This is a genomic window from Rhodococcus oryzae, assembly GCF_005049235.1.
Taxonomy (GTDB): domain Bacteria; phylum Actinomycetota; class Actinomycetes; order Mycobacteriales; family Mycobacteriaceae; genus Rhodococcus_G; species Rhodococcus_G oryzae.
The window spans coordinates 228,770-248,366 of the sequence record NZ_SUMD01000006.1 but is presented as its reverse complement, the minus strand read 5'-3'; the positions used below and the strand labels follow the sequence as shown (position 1 = coordinate 248,366).

Here is a 19,597-nt window from a genome sequence, read left to right as displayed (position 1 = left end):
CGCTCGTCTTGCGCCGAATCCCCCGCCGTCGCGGCTAGGCTCGACCGCATGAGAAAAGCAGCAGCAGTGCTCGCCGCCTCCACCGCCGCCCTCGCGCTCGCCCTCACCGGCTGTAGTTCCGACGAGGCCACCGACAACGCCCAGACCGCCAAGGACAAGGCGTCGGCCGCGATGTCGTCCGCCGCAGGCGCGGCGGAGGGCGCGATGTCGTCCGCCGCCAACGCCGCGGAGGGCGCCATGTCCTCGGCGAACGCCGCGGCCAGCACCGCGGCCTCGAAGGCCAAGGGCGCCCTCGACAGCGCAAAGGTGGCGACGTTCACCGCGGCGTTCAAGGTCGCGAATCCCGATCTGGCCGAGGGCCGAGACGACGACGCCATCGAAGACATCCTCGCGCAGACCTGCGCCGACATCGATGCAGGCCAGTCTGAGCAGGAGATCGTCGCCGGTCTCGAGTCCAGGGCCGAGAACAACGGCGTCAAGGCCACCCCGGACGAGGCGCAGCAGATCTACAACATCGCCAAGCCTGCCTGCTGACCGTCCCAGCACTCCGCCGCGCCCCGCATCGCCGGGGCGCGGCGTTCGGTCAGGCCAGCGACCACTGGCCGTAGTCGGCCTTGAGGATCGCGTTGAGGTCGATGCCGACACCGTCGACGGCCCGCTTGTCGATCTCGTACTGATGTAGATGCGCCTCGGGGTGCACGAAACCCGACGGCGTGCCCCAGTTGTGCTGCCAGTAGAACGCGCCCAGGGCCTCGGCCACCAGCAGGTCGAGGGTCGGGGAGTTCGCGTAGACCCCCGTGTTCTCGTGCCCGACAACCGATTCCCAACCCTGGATGTACGGGGCGATCAGCTCGGTGAACTCGTCCTCGCTCGGGTTGTCGTCGATGGACGCGTAGATCGGCCGGTTCTCCGGGCCGCCTGCAGCCAGGTGCAGCTCGAGTCCGCGCTCGGCATGCTCCACGCCCGCCTCGAATCCGCCACGCCAGTCCGCGGTGTCCGCCTTGCCGAACTGGTAGCAGGAGACGACCTCCAGCCCGGACTCGGCGAGTGCTGTCGCCTCCGCCTCCAGCATCGGCTTGCCCTCCATCCACTCCGCCCCTGGCCGACGGTCCGAGACGTAGCGGATGGCGCCGACGTGTCCGGCGGCGAGGATGGCCTCCGCGGACGGAACCCCACCCGCGTAGTCGATCAGGGTGCCGAGGTTCGGGGAGGCCTGCGCGAGCAGGGAATTGGATCCGAGCGCCGTGACGCCAAGAGCGGCGGATCCGGCGGCCACGTACTTGAAGAGTTCTCGACGGGAAACCTGCACGACGCCCTCACATCACTGATTGCTGTCGTCACCGGCACGCCCCGACTGCCGACGAGGGGCCACGGTGACCTGGGTGGTTCGGCCATTCCATCACAATCACTCTGGTGTCGCCAGTCACATTAGTATCTCTAGCAACACCTGTTGCGGCGTCGCCGCAGCGTATCGGCCCTTCGACGCCGAATCGGGACGCCCGCCCGGTGTCGATCGGCGGTAACGTCTGACCTGTCCGCACAACTTCTCCCGGATGGGACTCGAGGTCATGGGCAATCAGACGTGGTGGGTCATCGCGCCCGAGAGTGGATTCGCGTTCGAGCAGCGCGTCAACGGCGACATGGTGGTGGTCGACGAATCCGCGGCCGAGGAACACGTCCTGCACGGCTATGAGTGGATGCACGTCAAACACCCCGATGCCACCGAGCAGCAAATCAAGGTGCACGGTGAGGGCCCGCCGCCCTTTGGTAAGTGGATCGTCCTCGACGAGGGATGACCGGGATCACAATCTGAGCAAAGCTCACGAATTGGCGCCCTCAACACATATTCTCCCCGCGGGGGTCATCCCGGCACCGTAGCCATGCGCGCGCGGCCGGGTGACGCGGCGCAACAGGGCGCCGTGCTGGACTGGGGAGGATATTTTTCATGCCGTACGCGGCTTTCGGACTCGTGATGATGGCGCTGTGGATCTTCTGCATCGTCGACGTGCTCACCTGCGAAGACCACGAAGTACGCCACCTTCCCCGGATCGGCTGGATCCTGATCGTGCTGTTGATCCCGACGGTCGGCTCCCTGCTGTGGCTGATCCTCGGCCGCCCGCAGGGCGCGCGACCGCAACGCGGGCGACCGCACCCCTCCGCCTACGGCGAGTACGACCGCCCCGGCAGGCAGCTCCCGCAGAATCCCGACGACGACGAGGCCTTCCTGCGGCAGTGCCGAGAGCGGGCCGAGGAACAGCGCCGGATCGGCAAGCAGCAGCGGATCGAACGCGAGAGCCGCGAGCGCGACCTCGACTAGCCGGGCGTCGACCACCCCTGGAATAAGTTGCGCCTGCACGTAGTTACCCAGGGTCATGACCGAATCACACGTCCCCCTGCCCGTCGACGGACTCTTCGAACCGTTCGCGGTCAAGTCCCTGACCCTGAAGAACCGTTTCGCGATGGCTCCGATGACGCGGGGATTCTCGCCGGACGGGATCCCGGGCGCGGACGTGGCGGAGTACTACCGTCGCCGCGCCGCGGGTGGGGTCGGCCTCATCATCACCGAGGGGACCTACATCCCTGACCCGGCCGCGGGCCCGCACACCCGGGTGCCGCACCTCTATGGCACCGAGAGCTTGGCGGGCTGGCGCGGCGTCGTCGACGCCGTGCACGCAGAGGGCGGCGCGATCATCCCGCAGCTCTGGCACCTCGGGGTCGAGCGAGGTGAGTCCCCCCGCCTCAACCCGGAGGCGACCACCGTCAGCCCGTCCGGCCTCGCGCTCGACGGCTCCCCGAGCGGTCGGGCGCTGACTGCCGGCGACCTCGACGACCTCCGCGAGGCCTGGGTCGCGGCCGCGGTCAACGCGAAGGACGTCGGGTTCGACGGCATCGAGCTGCACGGTGCGCACGGCTACCTGCTCGACGAGTTCCTCTGGGCGGGCACCAACCGGCGCTCGGACGGTTACGGGGGCTCGCTGCAGTCGCGGACCCGGTTCCCCGCCGAGGTGGTGGCGGCCATCCGCGCGGCGGTCGGCGAGGACTTCCCGATCGTCTACCGCTTCTCCCAGTGGAAGTCGAACCACTACGACGCGCGGATCGCGCAGTCACCCGCGGAGCTCGAGCAGGTCCTCGACCCGCTGGTCGCCGCCGGTGTCGACGTGCTGCACGCGTCCACCCGCAGGCACTGGGAACCCGCGTTCGCCGAGCTCGACGGCTCCGACGGGAAGCTCGGCCTGGCCGGGTGGACGAAGAAGCTGTCCGGGCTGCCGACGATCACGGTCGGCTCGGTCGGACTCGACAAGGTGTTCACCACGGCGTTCTCCGCCGACGCCGCCTCGAACACCGTCGGCATCGACCGCGTGCTCGAGCAGTACGAGAATCAGGAGTTCGACCTCGTCGCCGTCGGACGGGCGCTGCTCGCCGACCCGGAGTGGGTGAACAAGCTGCAGGACGGGCGCGTCGACGAGCACGTGCCGTACGCCAACGAGCACCGCGAGGTGCTGCGCTGAGCTGAGAAGCCACGAACGGGCGGTTTCCCGCTCCGTCACTCGACGGATGACAGGGAAACCGCCCGTTCGTCGGAGGCTCAGTCCATGTAGTCCCAGAACTGCAACCAGTGCACCGTCGCGAAGGTGGTCAGCGTCGCCGTGTACACCACCGCGACCGCGACCGCGCCGATCAGCCCCACACGCGGCCCCGCGCCGTCCACGGGATCGAGCCAGCGCCGGAACCACCGGGTGACCGTGGGCATGAGCAGCCAGGTCATCAACCCGACACTGACGATCTGGCTGAGCCACATCGACAGCCAGGGCGGCAGGCCCCACGCGTTGAGCACCGGGCCGAGGAAGCGCGAGAGCGTCATCACCGTCGGGTAGAGCACGAGCAGGATCAGCATCGCCGTGCGCCACTGCGGCGTGATCCGCGTCGTGCCGTCCTGCACCCGCAGGATCGACCCGAACGGTGTGCTGCGGGCGACCACCGAGAAGTCCTCCGACAGCTGCGAGCGGAGCTCCGGTAGCGCCTCGGCGCGCTCCTTCGAGCGCATCCAGGCCGCCAGCTGGCGGTCGGTGCGGAACCGGAGCACCGACATCCAGGTGCCCGAACCCCCCGGCCGCAGCACCGTGGTGCCCTCGAACCCCGAGAAGGTGGCGATCAGCGCGGACAGCCGCACCTGAGTCGCCTCGAAGGCCCGTTCACGCCCCGGCGCCACCGGGTGCTCGAAGACCGCGGTTCCGGGTGGCAGACAACCCTCGAGCAGGATCAGGTCCGAGCTCGCGCGCCGGAATCCCAGGCTCTCCCCCGCCGCGATCAGCCCCGCCCGCCCGGCCGAGTCCAGCCAGCGGTGCAGGTGTTCCTCGGAATCGAACGTCACCGACACCGCCCAGTCCAGTTCGGGCGCCTCGTACGCGGCGACCCTGGCGTCGACGAAGCCGTCCGCGTCCCGTGCTGCGGCCCCCATGCCATCGGCCCACCCGGCGAAACGGGCGGCGTCGGGCGCCCGGTGGAACACCGTGACTGCGGTCGCGGCGCTCATCGGTCTCCTCCCGCGGATTCACCCTCGACCAGCAGGCGGACCGACTCGCTCTGTTCGGGCGGAACCAGGACGGTGACGAGATCGCCTGCGCGCAGCCTGGTCGCGGCGGTGCCGGGGAGCACCGCATCGCCGCGCCGCACCGAGACCACCAGCGACCCCGCGGGAAGGGCCCTGTCCGCCAGCCGTTTTCCCAACACGGGCGAGTCTTCGGCGGCGCGCACGTCCAGCACCTCGACGTGCGTCCCGACCCGCTCCACTCGCCGCTGCTCGGCCAGGACCTCGATCCGATAGCCGTGGACGACGTCCGGCACCCCGACGATGCCGCACACCCGCCTGTGCCCGTCGAGCACGGTCAGCCATCGGGCCTCGTCCGGCAGCGCCTCCAACGCCTCGTCGAGGGTCGCGGTGACATCGACCGTCGGCGCCCCCGCATCGGCGCGCCGCGCGAGGGTCGCATCCGGTGCCGCGGCCGCGAGTTCCGACGGCGAGACCGCGCCGATGAAACGCCCCTCGCCGTCGACGACGGGTGCTCCCGGCACTCCCGCCTCCCGCAATCGCGCCAGCGCGTCGGCGACGTCGGTGCCGCCGTCGAGGACCAGCCGCGGGGGCGACATCGCCTCGCCGACGCCGACCCGGCCCAGCAGCGGCATCCCCGCCATCAGCCGTGCCGCACGGGCGTCCTCGCGGGTGCCCAACTGGGCCCGGTAGATCGTCTCGCCGGAGTGACGCACGATGAGGTAGGCCAGCCCGACCGCGACCATCGCGGGCGTGAGGATGGTGAGACTGCCGGTCATCTCGGCGACCATCAGCATCACCGCGATCGGTGCGCGGGCGATGCTGCCGAAGCAGGCCATCATCCCGACGATGACGAACGGCGCGGGCGAGTCCGGGACCGCGGGCGCGATCGGTTCGAGGAGCCGCCACACCGCCGCGCCGGTGAAGGCGCCGATCACCATGCCGGGCCCGAAGATGCCCCCCGATCCTCCGGTCCCGATCGAGAGCGAGGTGGCCAGGATCTTCGCGAACGGCAGCACCAGCACCACCCAGAGCGGGATCGCCAGCAGACCCGTCCGGTCCAGCGACTGCTGCACCCAGCCGTATCCGCTCCCGAGCACCTCGGGCAACGCCAGGGCCATCAGGCCGACCAGGAGTCCGCCGATTGCGGGCTTGAGGATCCGGCTGCAGCGCACCCGGCCCGATATCGCGACGGTGCCGTAGAACGTCCTGCTGTAGAGCAGCCCGACGAGCCCCCCGAGCACGCCGATGGCCGCGAACCACACCAGCTGCAGGGGGTCGTCGAATCGGTAGCCGGACGCGGCGTAGCCGAACAGCGGCGCGAAGCCCAGCAGGGACCCGTAGACGGTGTAACCGACGATCGAGGTGATCAGCCCCGGGATCACCGCGTCGAACTCGAAGTCGTCCCGGTAGGCGATCGACCCGGCGAGCAGGGCGCCGCCGAGCGGAGCCCCGAAGATCGCGCCGATGCCGGATCCGATGCCGACCGCGACGGCGACCCGGCCGTCCTTCGGCGACAGGTCGAGGGTGCGCGCGAGCAGGGAGCCGAACCCGGCGGAGATCTGGGCGGTCGGGCCCTCGCGGCCACCGGAGCCGCCCGAGCCGATCATGATCGCCGAGGCGACGAGCTTCACCAGCACCGCTCGCATGCGGATCATCCGCGGGTTCCGGTGGATCGCCTCGATGGCCGCGTCGGTCCCGTGTCCCTGCGCCTCGGGGGCGAAGGTGAACACGATGATCCCGGAGGCCAGCCCGCCCAGGCAGACGACGATCGGGATGGCCCACGGGCGGGTCGAGTCGCCGCTGCCTGCGCCGCCGCCGTCCCCCGCAGCCTCCGGCGGCGTGTAGCCGCCGAGCACGCCGAGCAGCAGGTGGGTGGCCTCGGAGAGCGCGAGAGAGAAGACCACGGCACCGAGCCCCGCGATGATGCCGATGGCGGTGCCGAGCACCAGCCATTTCTTCAGGTAGCTCGCGTGCTTCACCCAGCGACCCGCGGCGGTCCCGGCCGAGCGCAGCCCTGTCGCCGCGAGAAGCCGGCGATCGCCGGCCGTCATACTCTGCAAGCGTAGTCAGCGTCGACGCGCGCCGACGGCTGTTTGACCTGGGTGTCGGCCCGAGGTCAGGCCACGGACATCTGCCACACCACGGCGGCGGCGAGCGCGCCTGCCCCGTTCAGCGACCAGTGCAGCGCGATCGGTGCGATGAGGCTGCCGCTGCGGCTACGCAGCCAGGTGAAGACGAATCCCGCCGCGGCGGTTGCGAGCACCGCGCCCGCGATACCGAGCACCTGCCCCCACACCCCACCGCCGAGGATCCCGGTGAGCCCGCGGTTCCCGCTCGTCAGTCCGAGCGACGACGCGATGTGCCACAGGCCGAACAGCAGGGACCCAGCGGCGAACACCCCGCGCGCACCCCAGGCGCGATCCAGGGTGCCGTGCAGCACCCCCCGGAACGCGAGCTCCTCCGGGATCACGGTCTGCAACGGGATGACGATCATCGACGCGATCAGGGCGCCCGAGATGGTGGCGTAGCGATCGGCCATGAAGAACGGCCGGGTGATCGGGAGCAGGGCTCCGATCGCGACGACCGCGACGACCACCCCGACCGCGGCGAGCGCGTAGAGCGACCCCGTACGCCAATGCCGCCGCGACAGGCCCAGCTCCGACCAGCCCAGACCCCGACCGCGGATCAGGGCGACCAGCGCGATCGCGGCGATCGGCACGGTGGCGATGCTCGCCCAGGCGTTGGTGAAATGCGCGACCAGGTTGGTTCCCACCAGGACCAGCACCACGACGGCGACGTCGAGGTAGGCGTGGAGCCTGGGGTGGGTGTGCATCTCGTCAAGTGTACGGACCGCCCGCGCGGGCGACGGGCTCGTTCCCGCCCCCGGATCGGGGCGCGGGAGCAGCGCCGCTAGCCTGAACGTGCATCGCACGCCCCGTGTACAGGAGAGATGATGGCCGACTTCCTCTATGAGGACCTGCTGCCGATCGGTGACGACAACACCGAGTACCGGCTGCTGACCACCGAGGGGGTGTCCACCGCCCTGGGACCGGACGGGCGCACCTTCCTGAACGTCGAGCCCGAGGCGCTGCGGCTGCTCACCGAGACCGCGCTGCACGACATCTCGCACTACCTGCGCACCGATCACCTGACGCAGCTCGCGAGCATCCTCGACGACCCGGAGGCCTCGAACAACGACAAGTTCGTGGCGCTCGACCTGCTCAAGAACGCGAACATCGCCGCGGCGGGCGTACTGCCGATGTGCCAGGACACCGGCACCGCCATCGTCATGGGCAAGCGCGGCCAGCAGGTGCTCACGCCCGGGGACGACGAGCAGGCCATCTCGCGCGGTGTCTACGACGCGTTCACCAAGCTGAACCTGCGGTACTCGCAGATGGCCCCGGTGACCATGTGGGACGAGAAGAACACCGGCAGCAACCTGCCCGCGCAGGTCGAGCTGTACGCGGACACGGCCAAGGGCCACGAGAACTCGTACAAGTTCCTGTTCATGGCCAAGGGCGGCGGCAGCGCCAACAAGTCCTACCTGTTCCAGGAGACGAAGGCGATCCTGAACCCGGACTCGATGATGCAGTTCCTCGAGGCCAAGATCCGCTCGATCGGTACCGCGGCCTGCCCGCCCTACCACCTCGCGATCGTCGTCGGCGGCACGTCCGCCGAGTTCGCACTCAAGACGGCCAAGTACGCGTCCGCGCACTACCTCGACGAGCTGCCCTCCGAGGGCGCGATCACCGGCCGCGGTTTCCGTGACCACGAGCTCGAGAAGAAGGTCTTCGAGCTCACCCAGAAGATCGGTATCGGCGCGCAGTTCGGCGGCAAGTACTTCTGCCACGACGTCCGCGTCGTCCGGCTCCCCCGCCACGGTGCGTCGCTGCCCGTCGCGATCGCCGTCTCCTGCTCGGCGGACCGCCAGGCGAAGGCGAAGATCACCCCCGAGGGCATCTTCCTCGAGCAGCTCGAGTTCAACCCGGGCCGTTTCCTGCCCGAGGTCACCGACACCCAGCTCGACGCCGAGACCGACGGCATCTCGGGTACCGGCAAGGGCGCCGCGGTCAAGATCGACCTCACCAAGCCGATGCCCGAGATCCTCGCGGAGCTGTCCAAGCACCCGGTCAAGACCCGGCTGTCGCTGACCGGCCCGCTGGTCGTCGCGCGCGACATCGCGCACGCGAAGATCAAGGAACGCCTCGACGCCGGCGAGGAGATGCCGCAGTACCTCAAGGACCACCCGGTGTACTACGCCGGTCCGGCCAAGACCCCCGAGGGTCTCGCGTCCGGCTCGTTCGGCCCCACCACGGCCGGCCGGATGGACTCGTACGTCGAGCAGTTCCAGGCGGCGGGCGGCTCGATGGTGATGCTGGCCAAGGGCAACCGGTCCAAGCAGGTCACCGACGCCTGCGACACGCACGGCGGCTTCTACCTCGGTTCCATCGGCGGGCCCGCCGCGCGGCTGGCGCTCGACTGCATCAAGAAGGTCGAGGTCATCGAGTACGAGGAGCTCGGCATGGAGGCGGTCTGGAAGATCGACGTCGAGGACTTCCCTGCCTTCATCGTGGTCGACGACAAGGGCAACGACTTCTTCGCGCACACCGGTGAGGTCACCCTGACGGTGGGCAAGCGTCCCGGCCTGTGAGCTGAGACGACACGACCCGAGGCCCGGCGGAGCTCACGCTCCGCCGGGCCTTTGTCGTTCCGATCCACCATTGCCATGCGCACCCGGTGGGAGGAGGGTGAGGCATGGAGGGGGGTTGACCGGTGGCGCCCGCCGGGTGCTGCCTCGAGAACAAGGAGGTGGATCGTGTTTGCACGCTCAACCACTATCCAGGCCCACCCGTCGTTCATCGACGCGGGAATCAAACATATTCGCGACACGGTGATGCCTGCACTCGCCGAACTCGAGGGCTGCGCGGGACTGTCCCTGCTGGTCGACCACGACAGCGGGAGGTGCATCGCCACCAGCTCCTGGATGGACGAGGAATCGCTGCGCAGGAGCGAGGGGCCCGTCCTGCAGCTTCGCGACGAGGCCGCCAAGGCCTTCAACGGCACCACCACGGTCGAACGCTGGGACATCGCGATCCTGCACCGCGACCACCATTCTGGCCACGGCGCGTGTGTGCGGGCAGTGTGGCTCAAGCTCGAGCCTGGCCGGATGGACCACGCCATCGACGTCTACAAGATGGTGTCCATGCCCGCGATGGAGGACCTCGAGGGGTTCTGCAGCGCCAGCCTGCTCGTCGACCACTCGGCGGGACGTGCGGTGTCCTCGGTGACCTTCGACAGCCACGAGGCGATGGACAACAATCGCGAGCTGGCCCAGGAAATCCGAGCAGCAGCGGTCCGCGAGATGGGCAGCGAGATCCTCGAGGTGTGCGAGTTCGAACTGGCCATCGCCCACCTGCACGTACCGGAGATGGCCTGAGAGGAGGCCGGGTTCGTCAGCGCTCGGCCAGCGCCTGACCCTTGAGTTCGGGCAGCGCGAGGGTCGCGGCCGCGGCGAACCCGAAGGACACCGCGAACACCCCGAACACCAGTCCGTTGCCGCCGGTCAGCAGCCACGGCACGATCAGCGGCGCGATGATGGACGCGATCCGTCCGAAGGCAGCAGCCGCGCCGGTGCCCGCTCCCCGCACCGTCGTGGGGTAGAGCTCCGGACCGATCGCGTACAGCGCGCCCCACGCGCCGAGATTGAAGAACGACAACGCCATACCCGCCGCGACGATCTGCGTCGGTGAGTCCGCCAACCCGAACAGGCCGGCGGCGACCGCGGATCCGAGGAGGAAGGTCGCCAGGGTGCCGCGGCGGCCCCACGCCTCGATCAGCCAGGCCGCCACGGCGTACCCGGGCAGCTGGGCGAGGGTGATGACCAGCGTGTACTGGAAGGACTTCACCAGGTCGAAGCCCTGCGCGAGCAACAGGCTCGGCAGCCAGATGAAGGCGCCGTAGTAGGAGAGGTTGATGCAGAACCAGATCGCCCACAGCGCGCCCGTCCGCCTGCGCAGCCGCGGCGACCAGATCGACTCGACGACCGTGTCGTCGGCAGGCGGATCCGGTCGCCCCGACTCGGGCTCGGGCTCGGTCGCGGTGTCGGTCGCGGTCCCCTGCGTCCGGCGGATCGGCGCCGACTCCTCGAAGGACCGCACGGCCGCCTCGGCCTCGGCATACCTGCCGCGGCCCTCGAGGAAGCGCACCGATTCGGGCAGGCCCATCCGAACCACCACCGCGTAGGCGGTCGGCACGATGCCGACCGCGAGCGCCCAGCGCCAGCCGTCGTCGGAGAGCGGGATCACGAAGTAACCGATCAAGGCGGCCAGGATCCAGCCCACCGCCCAGAACGCCTCGAGCGCAACCACCATGCGGCCCCGCTGATTTCGCGGCGCGTACTCGCTGACCAGGGTCGATGCGACCGGCAGCTCGGCGCCCAGCCCGAGCCCGACCACGAACCGGAGCGCGATGAGCACCGCCAGCGACCCCGCGAGCGCAGTGGCACCGGTGGCGAGACCGTAGACGAGCAGGGTCGCCGCGAACACCTGCCTGCGGCCGATCCGGTCCGCGAGCAGCCCACCGACGCTGGCCCCGATGGCCATCCCGACGAAGCCGATCGAACCGACCCAGGACAGCTGTGTCTTGCTCAGGTCCCAGTGCACAGCCAACGCGGCCATCACGAACGAGATGAGGCCGACGTCCATCGCGTCGAGCGCCCAGCCGATCCCGGAACCGACCAGCAACCTGCCGTGCCGACGGGTGAACGGTAGCTCGTCGAGTCGCTCTGTGCGGGTTCTGGTTTCGGGTCTCACCGAGATGACCTACCTGGAGCCGTGCCTGCCCCGGCTACGTCCAGAGCGCGGCGATCAGAGCGGTGATGATCGCGAGCACCCCGGCCGCGTGCGCCAGGTTCGGGTTCGCCTCGCCCCGCTTCTGCTTGGCGCGACCGATCTCGGCGAGCGCGACGATCACGAGCGAGAGCACCAGCTTGGTCGCGATCTTGGCGGTGATGTACTCCTTGTCCAGCGCACCCTCGCCGATCCCGACGATGATCAGTCCGGTCAGGAACTGGACCCGGGCGCCCCACACCATGACCTCGGACACCCGCGGCTCCGCCAGCACGGCGAAGTAGCCACCGACGATGGCGGCCATACCGAGCAGGTGGATGGCGACGAAGACGTTGTATACGACAGACATACCCGCACTGTATCCGCCGGAACGAAGGAGCGCCGCGCCGATTCGCTATCCCACGAGATCGGCGCGGCGCGTCGGCTACCGCGGGTCTAGACCGTGCGGGCCAGTCGGTCGGCGAGCATGCCGGTGAACCGCGCTGGATCGTCGAGCTCGCCGCCCTCCGCGAGCAGCGCCATCCCGTAGAGCAATTCGGCGGTCTCCGCGAGCGCCGGATCGTCGTCGCGGTCGGCCTGGGCCGTCCGCAGCGCCGCCACGAGCGGGTGTTCCGGGTTGAGCTCGAGGATCCGCTTGGTGGGCGGGAGCACCTGTCCCGAGGCGCGGTACATCTTCTCCAGGGTCGGCGACATGCTGAACGCGTCACCGACGATGCACGCCGGGGAGGTGGTCAACCGGGTGGACAGCCGCACCTGCTTGACCTGCTCGCTGAGCGCCTCGGTCATCCAGGTGAGCAGGCCCGCGAAGTCCTTCTCCTTTTCCTCGCGCTCGGACTCGCTGGCCTTCTTGTCTTCCTCGGTGTCGAGGTCGACCTCGCCCTTGGCGATGGACTGGAAGACCTTGCCCTCGTATTCGGGCACCGCGCCGACCCACAACTCGTCAACGGGATCGGTCAGCAGAAGCACCTCGAGGCCGCGGGCGCGGAACGCCTCCATGTGCGGCGAGCTCTCGAGCAGCTGCCGCGTCTCGCCCGTCGCGTAGTAGATCTGCTCCTGCCCGTCCTTCATGCGCGCCAGGTAGTCGTCCAGGGTGGTCGGCTCGTCCTCGCTGTGGGTGGACGCGAACGACGAGATGCCCAGCAGCGCATCGCGATTGTCCGTGTCGGACAGCAGGCCCTCCTTGAGCACGCGGCCGAACTGGGTCCACAGGGTGCGATAGTCCTCGGGGCGTTCGGTCTGGATGTCCTTGATGGTGGACAGCACCTTCTTGGTGAGCCTGCGCCGGATGGCCCGGATCTGGCGGTCCTGCTGCAAGATCTCGCGCGAGACGTTGAGCGAGAGGTCCTGTGCGTCCACCACGCCCTTGACGAAGCGCAGGTACTCGGGGATCAGCTGGTCGCAGTCGTCCATGATGAACACGCGCTTGACGTAGAGCTGCACGCCGGTCTTGGCGTCGCGCTGGAAGAGGTCGAACGGCGCGTGGGTGGGGATGAACAGCAGCGCCTGGTACTCGAAGGTGCCCTCCGCCTTCATCGCGATGGTCTCGAGCGGCTCGTCCCATGCGTGCGCGATGTGCCGGTAGAACTCCTGGTACTCCTCGTCGGAGACCTCGTCCTTCGAGCGCGCCCACAGCGCCTTCATCGAGTTGATCGTCTCGGACTCGACGGTCACCGTCGCCTCGGCGCCGTCCTCGCCCGGCACGCTGCGCGCGACGTCCATCCGGATCGGCCACGCGATGAAGTCGGAGTAGCGCTTGACCAGTTCCTTGATCTTGTACTCGGAGGTGTAGTCGTGCAGGTGATCCTCGGTGTCCTCGGGCTTGAGGTGCAGGGTCACGGAGCTGCCCTGCGGCGCGTCCTCGACCGTCTCGATCGTGTACGTACCCTCGCCGCTCGACTCCCAGCGAGTCGCCTGGCTCTCGCCGGCGCGGCGGGTCAGCAGGGTGACCTTGTCCGCCACCATGAAGGTCGAGTAGAAGCCGATGCCGAACTGCCCGATCAGCTCCTCGGAAGCACCCAAAGCCCCGGCCGCGGCTGCGTCCTTGGCCTCGCGCAGCTTCCGACGCAGATCCGCCGTCCCGGAGCGGGCCAGCGTGCCGATCAGGTCGACGACCTCCTCGCGGGACATGCCGATGCCGTTGTCGCGGACGGTCAGCGTGCGGGCCTGCTTGTCCACCTCGATCTCGATGTGCAGATCCGAGGTGTCCACGTCGAGGTCCTTGTCGCGGAACGCCTCGAGGCGCAGCTTGTCCAGCGCATCCGAGGCGTTGGAGACCAGCTCGCGGAGGAAGGAGTCTTTGTTCGAGTAGACCGAGTGGACCATCAGATCCAGCAGCTGACGGGTTTCCGCCTGGAATTCGAGCTGCTCGATGTGCGCGTTCAATCCGATTCCCTTCGACAGCCGAGGCCTCGACGTCGGGGCCTCGACACCAGATTCGTCGTCGGAATATTACGCCGACGGCGAGGGGGCCCGTCCGGGCATCAGCAACGTGCCATCCGAGGCCGGACATGCGTGAGGCCCGGCGGAGCGCATGCTCCACCGGGCCTCACGTGAGGTTGTGGGTGGTCCTTACGGTCCGACGGCCAGCAGGGTGGCCAGGTTCGCGGCCTCGGCCGGTCCGACGTAGGGAACCAGCGCATCATAAATGTAGGTCGACATCTGGGGACTCCTTCGATGACTCGTCGAGTCGTCACTGCTCTGCCGGAGCTTCCGACACCGAATGCAGGGTATCCGGGGACGGCGCGGCTCGCCACCCGATTGACCCGAATGCGGCGCTGACCTCGTCTATCGCCTCATGCAGCATGGTCTCGTAGGCGTCGAGGTCGGCCAGTACCGACGGACTGGTGCTGACACCGATCGTGACGGTGTCACCGATGCCGTGCACCCCGTGGGTCAGGCCCATGAACTGGGACAACGCCGGGAATCCGGCCGTGAATCTCACCGGTCCGCCGCCGAGGGACAGATCGGCCGGACCGCGGTCGACGCTGGAGACCACGGTGTTGCCGGTGACGGTGTCGGGGATCGCTCCGAAATCGAACTGCTCGACGCCCCACCGCACCAGGGGTCCAGGAACCGAGCGCAGCGCGCGGTCCGCGGCCGCCGCGGCCGGATGCTCGCCGCGGGTCCGGCGGGTTGCCATCGACGCGGCGATCGCCGCGGCACGGTCTCGCAGATCGGCGACGCCGGGATACAGGTCGACCGCGACGTTGCGGAAGTGGTTCCGCGACCGCGCCTGCCCGGGTTTGGCGACCGTCACCTCCGCGGCGAGGTCTGCAGGCACTGCGCTCCCCTGCGCCCGCAGGTACCGGGTCAGCGCCAACGAGATCGCGGTCATCGCCCCGACCGTGACGGTGACCCCGGGCCCACGCAGGTCCGCGGCGTCACGAACCACCATCCGCACCGACCGGCGCTCGTCCGGCCGGGCGTTGGTCGGACCCTTGGAGAGGCTCGGCGGCTGCGCCGGCAGCGCTCCCGCGGCGGTCTCGCGCTCGAGGTCACGATGGGTCCGGTGGGCGGGCACCGCGGCGGCAAGGAGGGCGGCGAGCTGCGCCGGGAGTCGGGCAGCGGCCAACGCGAGCGCCAAGGCCGGTCGCCACGGCGCGGGGCTCGGCGCCCGCCGCACGGCAGCGTCCTGCCCACCGAACAGGGCTCGGGCCAGCGTCGAGGCGCCTCGCCCGTCGGCCAGGGCGTGCGCGACCTGCAGCACCGCCACCACCGCGGGTGCGTCTCCGCACCGCGGCGACCCGTGCGCGACCGCGAAAAGATGCAGCCGCCATGGCGATTCGCGCGAGTCCAGGCGTTCGGTCAGCAGCTCCCCGACCGCCAGCAGGCAGTCCGGCCAGCTCTCGAGCGGCTCGTGGGCCACCACGTGGTCGGAGCCGACGTCCATCGGGACCCAGTGCGGGTAGTCGGCGTGGAACGGGACCTCCCGGACCTTGAGCCGCAGGTCCGGGACGAGCGCGGCGCGCGCGAGGAGCGAGCGGCGCATCGCGGCCGTCGAGTCTGCCGGGTCCTCGAAGCAGTAGAGCAGGAACTGGTCGCTGTGGATCTTGGTGGAGATCCAGTACGTCTGCGCATCAGGGGGACTCATCCGCGGCACCGACGGAAGGTATCACCGACCGATCGCCGCCGATGCGCCCGCCGTGGCCGGATCGGGAGCTATCCGGCCTCGGCGAGGGCCTTCAGCTTGGCCAGGCCGTTCTCGAAGTCCTTGCCCACCATCTTGTCCATGCTGAAGACGAACCCGAAGACCTTGAAGAACCAGTTCTTCTTGCCGGTCATCTGCCAGCGGACCGTGGTGCCCGCACCGCTGGGCTCCAGCAGGAAGGTGGTCACGTTCTCGGCGTTGAACGGCTTGAGGAACGCCAGGTCCAGCACCACCTTCTGCCCGGGGACCGACTCGGTGATGACCATCGACCCCGAACCGGCTTTGCGGTTGCCCGACCAGGAGTAGGTGGCGCCGACCCCGCGGTCGGCCCCGCCGTAGGTCCGGGTCATGGTGGGGTCGAGCTCCTCCCATGGCGACCACTCGGGCCAGCGGCGGAAATCGTCGATCAGGCCGTGCAGGGTGGCCGGGCTCGCGGCGACGTCGATGGAGCGTTCCACGAGGAAGCTGTCCGTGCTCTCGGGTGCCATTGCGGTCTCCGTTTCCGTTGCGCCCGACGGCCGGGCTCCCGGCGAATTGTCCACCCCGAACCGACGGTCGCCACCGAACCACGCGCGGTGCGGCCGCACGCATAGCCCGGTCAGCCCTCAGCGAACAACCGCGCCTGTCGCCGCGGCCCGGTGGCAGGCTTGCGGTCATGACAGCTGCGGACCGGCCGGTCGTCGTCGACATCGCCAGCAGGCGACGCGAGGGCCGACGCCCGGACCGCGACGACCGACCCGCTCCCCTGCTGCGCAAGATCTACGGCGAGATACTGCGCGATGAACGCCGCGATCAGGACCGCACCCTCGACGATGTGGCGCGCACGGTGGGCATGTCCAAGCAGTACCTCTCCGAGATGGAGCGCGGACGCAAGGAGCCGTCGTCGGAGATGCTGCGCTCGGTGTGTGACGCGCTCGGCATGCCGCTGGAGAACCTGCTGGCCAGGGGCGTGCGGCGACTGTCGGCCCCGCGACCGACCGGTCAGCACACGGTGACCGGTCCGCCGCGGGTGGAGCTGATGGCCGCCTGATCGGCGGGCGCCGTCCGCTACGCCGCGTCCCTGGAGACGATCATCTGGTCCGCGAGGCCGTAGTCGAGCGCCTCCTGGGCGGTGAAGATCCGATCCCTGTCGGTGTCCCTGCGCAGTCGTGCCACGTCCTGGCCGGTGTGCGCGCTGAGGATCTCCTCGGTCTGCGACCGGACCCGCAGCACCTCCGCGGCCTGCAGGGCGAGATCGGAAATGGTGCCCTGGCCCTGCGCGGACGGTTGATGCAGCAGCACCCGTGAATGCGCGAGCACGTGCCTGCGCCCCGGCGCGCCCGCAGCGAGCAGCACCGCCGAGGCGGAGGCGGCCTGACCCATGCAATAGGTGGCGACCGTGGGCCGCAGGAACTGCATGGTGTCGTAGATGGCGAGCATCGCGGTGGTCGACCCGCCCGGCGAGTTGATGTACAGGCCTATCTCCCGATCCGGCGCATCCGCCTCGAGGTGCAGCAGCTGCGCCATCACCACATTCGCCACACCGTCATCGATCTCGGTACCCAGGAAGATGATCCGTTCGTTGAGCAGTCGGCTGAACACGTCGAAGGATCGTTCGCCCGCCGGGGTCCGCTCGATGACACTGGGAATCGCGTACTGCGCCATGACTACAGCCCCATCCGTCCTGCGGTCGCGAACGGCGCGATCTGCGCGAACGATCCGACCACGTGATCGACCATCCCGTACTCGCGTGCCTGCTCGGGGGTGAACCAGCGGTCCCTGTCGCTGTCGGCGGCGATCTCCTCGACCGTGCGGCCGGTCTCGGCCGCCAGGATCTCCTCCGACTGCCGCTTCATGTACTCCCAGTTGTCGGCCTGGATGGCGATGTCCATCGCCGTGCCGCCGATGCCTGCCGACGGCTGGTGCATCATGATCCTGCTGTGCGCCAGGCTTATCCGCTTTCCGTGGGTGCCGGAGGCGAGCAGCACCTGGCCCATGCTCGCGGCGAACCCGAGCGCGACGGTCACCACGTCGTTGGGGATCAGCTTCATGGTGTCGTAGATGGCGAGCCCGGCCAGCACGGAGCCGCCGGGCGAATTGATGTAGACGACGACGTCACGCTCGGCGTCGGCCGTGGCGAGCAGCACCATCTCGGCGCAGGCCCGCTCGGCCATCTCGTCGTTCACCTCACCTGTCAGCATCACGGTGCGCTGCCGGAACAGTCGGTCGGTGAGTTGGTCTCGGTAGGTCAGGGCTGGTGTCGTGGTCATGTATTCCGTTGTATCCGCTTGGCGCGGTGGCGAATCGATTTGTCTGCCGAGGGCAGACGGATCCGGTCGGAGCCTAGAACACGAACGGGATCAGCCGCTTGGTCCGGCGCATGTACTGCCGGTACGGCTCGCCGAGACCCTCGGCCAGCGTCTGCTCCTCATGCGGGATCCGCACCACGTAGCCGAGGACCAGCCCGAGCACCGCGAGGGGTGCGAGCCAATTGGTGTACGCGATGGTGAACCCCAGGGCGCAGATCAGCGCGCCGGTGTACGACGGGTGCCGGATCCGCCGGTACAGGCCGGTGTCCACCACCGTCTGACCGGGCGCGACCTGGACCCTGAACGTGAAGGCGACCCCGAGTTCGTACACCGCCCGCAGGCGCATGCCCTGGCCCGCAGCCGCGATCGCCAGGCCCGCAACGAAATACCAGACCGCGCCCGTGGTGATCACCGTCGACGTGACGAGCAGGCTGATCGCCGGCCCACCGGCGTAGGCGGACAGCAGCCCAAGCCCGACCGCGAGCCCGCTGCGCGCGTCCTGGTCCCGCTCTGCGCTACCTGGCCGGGTACGCCCGATCCAGAACTCCGAGAACACAAATGCCGTGAACGCCGTCGCGAGGATCGCTCCGGCGGCGGGGTCGGACGCGAACAGCGGGAGCACGGCAACCCTCCTCGTTCGTGGGCCCGGTGCCGATCTAGCCGGCCGCGTCCTCGTCGAGGGTGTACTTGACCAGGGCGTTGGCGTGCCCGTGGCCCATCTCATGCTCGGCCTTGAGCCAGTCGACGAGCTCCTTGTGCTTGGTCAGGTCCGAGGACCGGATCTTGTTCTGCCACTCCGCGATCGGCCGGCCGTACTTCTTCTCGATCGACGGAAAGTAGGACGCCGGACCCTTCACTGCCTCAGTCATGAATGGGACGTTACCGCCAAGGGTCCTGCCATTCCCGCCATTGACACCGCCAGACCTGCGGTCAATACTGAACTAGATGGTTCAGCATTCACGGCTCGACGCCTCGTTCGCGGCGCTCTCGGATCCCACTCGACGCGGGATCCTCGAACACCTCGGCCGGACGGACGCCACGGTCAGCGAGCTGGCGGAGCGCTTCGAGATGACCCTCACCGGCATCACGAAGCACCTCCGCCTCCTCGAGGACTCCGGCATGGTCGTGACCGAGAAGCGGGGCCGCGTGCGGCACTGCCGACTCGGCACGAACCCGTTCGACCGCGAGCTCGCCTGGATCCGGAGTCACCAACTCGAGATCGAGGGCCGCCTGGACCGTCTCGGACAGTTCCTCAACCGCATGGAGGAGTAACGATGACCACACAACACACCCCCGCCGCCGCGACCGTATCCACCCCCGGCGACCGGGACATCCACGTCGAACGTGTCTTCAACGCCACCCGCGACCGGGTCTGGGCCGCGTACACCGAGCCCGAGCAACTCGCCCAGTGGTGGGGTCGCGGAAACCCGCTCGACGTCGAGCGCTGGGATTTCGAGCGAGGCGGCCACTGGCGGTTCGTCGAGCACCACGAGGGCGGAACCGACGGCTTCGAGGGACGCTTCCGGGAGATCACCCCGAAGGAGCGGCTCGTCTACTCCTTCGAGTGGGACGGCATGCCCGCGCACCCGTGCATCGATTCCGTCGAATTCGTCGATTTGGGCGACGGCCGCACCAAGGTCGTCATCGACAGCCAATACTTCACCGCCGCCGAACGCGACGGCATGCTGCAGTCCGGCATGGAGGGCGGCATGAACGAGAGCTACGCGGCGCTCGACGCGCTGCTCGCGAAGGCCGCGTGATC

Annotated in this window: 22 protein-coding genes and 1 pseudogene; 9 read left to right on the top strand and 14 right to left on the bottom strand. The window is 69.1% G+C overall.

The features are described 5' to 3' along the window. Positions 1–48: 48 nt before the first annotated feature. Positions 49–534 carry a hypothetical protein gene (locus tag FCG67_RS14810; RefSeq protein ID WP_136910500.1) on the top strand — a complete coding sequence of 162 codons (486 nt, stop codon included), beginning with the start codon at positions 49–51 and terminating at the stop codon, positions 532–534. A 49-nt stretch (positions 535–583) separates the two neighbouring features. Here FCG67_RS14810 and FCG67_RS14805 read toward each other — a convergent pair whose 3' ends face one another. Then, the gene (locus FCG67_RS14805; protein ID WP_136910499.1) at positions 584–1,309 is read right to left on the bottom strand and encodes a DUF1906 domain-containing protein; all 726 of its coding nucleotides are present in this window, start codon (positions 1,307–1,309) and stop codon (positions 584–586) included. A gap of 244 nt (positions 1,310–1,553) precedes the next feature. Between FCG67_RS14805 and FCG67_RS14800 the strand changes: the two genes are divergently transcribed. From FCG67_RS14800 to FCG67_RS14790, 3 genes are all read left to right on the top strand, one after another. Beyond that, a complete protein-coding gene (locus FCG67_RS14800; RefSeq protein ID WP_246045084.1) occupies positions 1,554–1,796 on the top strand; it encodes a maltose regulon activator MalT in 243 nt (80 codons plus the stop codon). Positions 1,797–1,945: 149 nt separating this feature from the next. Next, positions 1,946–2,317 carry a PLD nuclease N-terminal domain-containing protein gene (locus tag FCG67_RS14795; RefSeq protein WP_136910498.1) on the top strand — a complete coding sequence of 124 codons (372 nt, stop codon included), beginning with the start codon at positions 1,946–1,948 and terminating at the stop codon, positions 2,315–2,317. Between the two features lie 55 nt (positions 2,318–2,372). Continuing rightward, on the top strand, positions 2,373–3,509 hold the full coding sequence (locus tag FCG67_RS14790) for an NADH:flavin oxidoreductase (RefSeq protein ID WP_136910497.1): 1,137 nt from the start codon (positions 2,373–2,375) through the stop codon (positions 3,507–3,509). A gap of 77 nt (positions 3,510–3,586) precedes the next feature. On the opposite strand, the gene FCG67_RS14785 is transcribed toward FCG67_RS14790, so the two are convergent. The 4 genes and pseudogenes from FCG67_RS14785 to FCG67_RS14775 form a co-directional block, all read right to left on the bottom strand. After that, complete coding sequence (locus tag FCG67_RS14785; RefSeq protein WP_136910496.1) at positions 3,587–4,534, bottom strand: antibiotic biosynthesis monooxygenase; 948 nt, start codon at positions 4,532–4,534, stop codon at positions 3,587–3,589. Next, positions 4,531–5,148 (bottom strand): CBS domain-containing protein, encoded by a 618-nt coding sequence (locus tag FCG67_RS25380; RefSeq protein WP_246045097.1) that lies wholly within the window; start codon positions 5,146–5,148, stop codon positions 4,531–4,533. Before FCG67_RS25380 ends, FCG67_RS14785 begins: the two co-directional genes overlap by 4 nt. A 51-nt stretch (positions 5,149–5,199) precedes the next feature. Beyond that, positions 5,200–6,603, bottom strand: a pseudogene (locus FCG67_RS14780) (chloride channel protein); the annotation flags it as partial. Between the two features lie 65 nt (positions 6,604–6,668). After that, positions 6,669–7,385, bottom strand: coding sequence for a CPBP family intramembrane glutamic endopeptidase (locus FCG67_RS14775; RefSeq protein ID WP_136910494.1), 717 nt, complete (start codon positions 7,383–7,385; stop codon positions 6,669–6,671). 120 nt (positions 7,386–7,505) lie between these two features. On the opposite strand from FCG67_RS14775, the gene FCG67_RS14770 reads away from it, so the two are divergent. Continuing rightward, on the top strand, positions 7,506–9,203 hold the full coding sequence (locus FCG67_RS14770; protein ID WP_136910493.1) for a fumarate hydratase: 1,698 nt from the start codon (positions 7,506–7,508) through the stop codon (positions 9,201–9,203). A gap of 162 nt (positions 9,204–9,365) precedes the next feature. Beyond that, positions 9,366–9,989: a hypothetical protein gene (locus tag FCG67_RS14765; RefSeq protein ID WP_136910613.1), complete on the top strand. Its 624-nt coding sequence runs from the start codon at positions 9,366–9,368 to the stop codon at positions 9,987–9,989. Between the two features lie 16 nt (positions 9,990–10,005). Here FCG67_RS14765 and FCG67_RS14760 read toward each other — a convergent pair whose 3' ends face one another. The 5 genes from FCG67_RS14760 to FCG67_RS14740 all read right to left on the bottom strand — a co-directional run bounded on the left by FCG67_RS14760 (position 10,006) and on the right by FCG67_RS14740 (position 16,035). Continuing rightward, the gene (locus tag FCG67_RS14760) at positions 10,006–11,364 is read right to left on the bottom strand and encodes an MFS transporter (RefSeq protein WP_136910492.1); all 1,359 of its coding nucleotides are present in this window, start codon (positions 11,362–11,364) and stop codon (positions 10,006–10,008) included. A gap of 34 nt (positions 11,365–11,398) precedes the next feature. Then, positions 11,399–11,749 (bottom strand): hypothetical protein, encoded by a 351-nt coding sequence (locus tag FCG67_RS14755; protein WP_097212578.1) that lies wholly within the window; start codon positions 11,747–11,749, stop codon positions 11,399–11,401. 86 nt (positions 11,750–11,835) lie between these two features. Continuing rightward, a complete protein-coding gene (gene htpG, locus FCG67_RS14750; RefSeq protein WP_136910491.1) occupies positions 11,836–13,782 on the bottom strand; it encodes a molecular chaperone HtpG in 1,947 nt (648 codons plus the stop codon). Positions 13,783–14,089: 307 nt separating this feature from the next. Next, positions 14,090–15,490: a WS/DGAT domain-containing protein gene (locus FCG67_RS14745; protein ID WP_136910490.1), complete on the bottom strand. Its 1,401-nt coding sequence runs from the start codon at positions 15,488–15,490 to the stop codon at positions 14,090–14,092. A gap of 68 nt (positions 15,491–15,558) precedes the next feature. Beyond that, positions 15,559–16,035, bottom strand: coding sequence for an SRPBCC family protein (locus FCG67_RS14740; RefSeq protein WP_136910489.1), 477 nt, complete (start codon positions 16,033–16,035; stop codon positions 15,559–15,561). Positions 16,036–16,202: 167 nt separating this feature from the next. Between FCG67_RS14740 and FCG67_RS14735 the strand changes: the two genes are divergently transcribed. Then, positions 16,203–16,577 (top strand): helix-turn-helix domain-containing protein, encoded by a 375-nt coding sequence (locus FCG67_RS14735; RefSeq protein WP_136910488.1) that lies wholly within the window; start codon positions 16,203–16,205, stop codon positions 16,575–16,577. A gap of 17 nt (positions 16,578–16,594) precedes the next feature. Here the strand turns inward: FCG67_RS14735 and FCG67_RS14730 are convergent, their stop codons facing one another. From FCG67_RS14730 to FCG67_RS14715, 4 genes are read right to left on the bottom strand one after another with little or no spacing between them, the layout of a single operon-like run. After that, entirely contained in the window at positions 16,595–17,191 is a 597-nt protein-coding gene (locus FCG67_RS14730; protein ID WP_136910487.1) for an ATP-dependent Clp protease proteolytic subunit, read from the bottom strand. A 2-nt stretch (positions 17,192–17,193) separates the two neighbouring features. After that, positions 17,194–17,835, bottom strand: a complete 642-nt coding sequence (locus FCG67_RS14725; protein ID WP_269589479.1) for a ClpP family protease — start codon at positions 17,833–17,835, stop codon at positions 17,194–17,196. Between the two features lie 34 nt (positions 17,836–17,869). Next, a complete protein-coding gene (locus FCG67_RS14720) occupies positions 17,870–18,457 on the bottom strand; it encodes a methyltransferase family protein (protein WP_246045083.1) in 588 nt (195 codons plus the stop codon). A gap of 34 nt (positions 18,458–18,491) precedes the next feature. Beyond that, positions 18,492–18,704 (bottom strand): DUF4287 domain-containing protein, encoded by a 213-nt coding sequence (locus FCG67_RS14715; RefSeq protein WP_136910485.1) that lies wholly within the window; start codon positions 18,702–18,704, stop codon positions 18,492–18,494. Between the two features lie 76 nt (positions 18,705–18,780). Between FCG67_RS14715 and FCG67_RS14710 the strand changes: the two genes are divergently transcribed. Continuing rightward, positions 18,781–19,107 carry an ArsR/SmtB family transcription factor gene (locus tag FCG67_RS14710; protein ID WP_136910484.1) on the top strand — a complete coding sequence of 109 codons (327 nt, stop codon included), beginning with the start codon at positions 18,781–18,783 and terminating at the stop codon, positions 19,105–19,107. 2 nt (positions 19,108–19,109) lie between these two features. After that, positions 19,110–19,595, top strand: coding sequence for an SRPBCC family protein (locus tag FCG67_RS14705; RefSeq protein WP_136910483.1), 486 nt, complete (start codon positions 19,110–19,112; stop codon positions 19,593–19,595). The last annotated feature ends 2 nt before the right edge of the window (positions 19,596–19,597 follow it).

What these genes read in the sequence shown, in the direction of transcription:
- FCG67_RS14810 (WP_136910500.1), top strand. Translation starts at nt 49, where the DNA reads ATGAGAAAAGCAGCAGCAGTGCTCGCCGCCTCCACCGCCGCCCTCGCG.
- FCG67_RS14800 (WP_246045084.1), top strand. Translation starts at nt 1,554, where the DNA reads ATGGGACTCGAGGTCATGGGCAATCAGACGTGGTGGGTCATCGCGCCC.
- FCG67_RS14795 (WP_136910498.1), top strand. Translation starts at nt 1,946, where the DNA reads ATGCCGTACGCGGCTTTCGGACTCGTGATGATGGCGCTGTGGATCTTC.
- FCG67_RS14790 (WP_136910497.1), top strand. Translation starts at nt 2,373, where the DNA reads ATGACCGAATCACACGTCCCCCTGCCCGTCGACGGACTCTTCGAACCG.
- FCG67_RS14785 (WP_136910496.1), bottom strand. Translation starts at nt 4,534, where the DNA reads ATGAGCGCCGCGACCGCAGTCACGGTGTTCCACCGGGCGCCCGACGCC.
- FCG67_RS25380 (WP_246045097.1), bottom strand. Translation starts at nt 5,148, where the DNA reads ATGTCGCCCCCGCGGCTGGTCCTCGACGGCGGCACCGACGTCGCCGAC.
- FCG67_RS14775 (WP_136910494.1), bottom strand. Translation starts at nt 7,385, where the DNA reads ATGCACACCCACCCCAGGCTCCACGCCTACCTCGACGTCGCCGTCGTG.
- FCG67_RS14770 (WP_136910493.1), top strand. Translation starts at nt 7,506, where the DNA reads ATGGCCGACTTCCTCTATGAGGACCTGCTGCCGATCGGTGACGACAAC.
- FCG67_RS14755 (WP_097212578.1), bottom strand. Translation starts at nt 11,749, where the DNA reads ATGTCTGTCGTATACAACGTCTTCGTCGCCATCCACCTGCTCGGTATG.
- FCG67_RS14745 (WP_136910490.1), bottom strand. Translation starts at nt 15,490, where the DNA reads ATGAGTCCCCCTGATGCGCAGACGTACTGGATCTCCACCAAGATCCAC.
- FCG67_RS14740 (WP_136910489.1), bottom strand. Translation starts at nt 16,035, where the DNA reads ATGGCACCCGAGAGCACGGACAGCTTCCTCGTGGAACGCTCCATCGAC.
- FCG67_RS14735 (WP_136910488.1), top strand. Translation starts at nt 16,203, where the DNA reads ATGACAGCTGCGGACCGGCCGGTCGTCGTCGACATCGCCAGCAGGCGA.
- FCG67_RS14730 (WP_136910487.1), bottom strand. Translation starts at nt 17,191, where the DNA reads ATGGCGCAGTACGCGATTCCCAGTGTCATCGAGCGGACCCCGGCGGGC.
- FCG67_RS14715 (WP_136910485.1), bottom strand. Translation starts at nt 18,704, where the DNA reads ATGACTGAGGCAGTGAAGGGTCCGGCGTCCTACTTTCCGTCGATCGAG.
- FCG67_RS14710 (WP_136910484.1), top strand. Translation starts at nt 18,781, where the DNA reads ATGGTTCAGCATTCACGGCTCGACGCCTCGTTCGCGGCGCTCTCGGAT.
- FCG67_RS14705 (WP_136910483.1), top strand. Translation starts at nt 19,110, where the DNA reads ATGACCACACAACACACCCCCGCCGCCGCGACCGTATCCACCCCCGGC.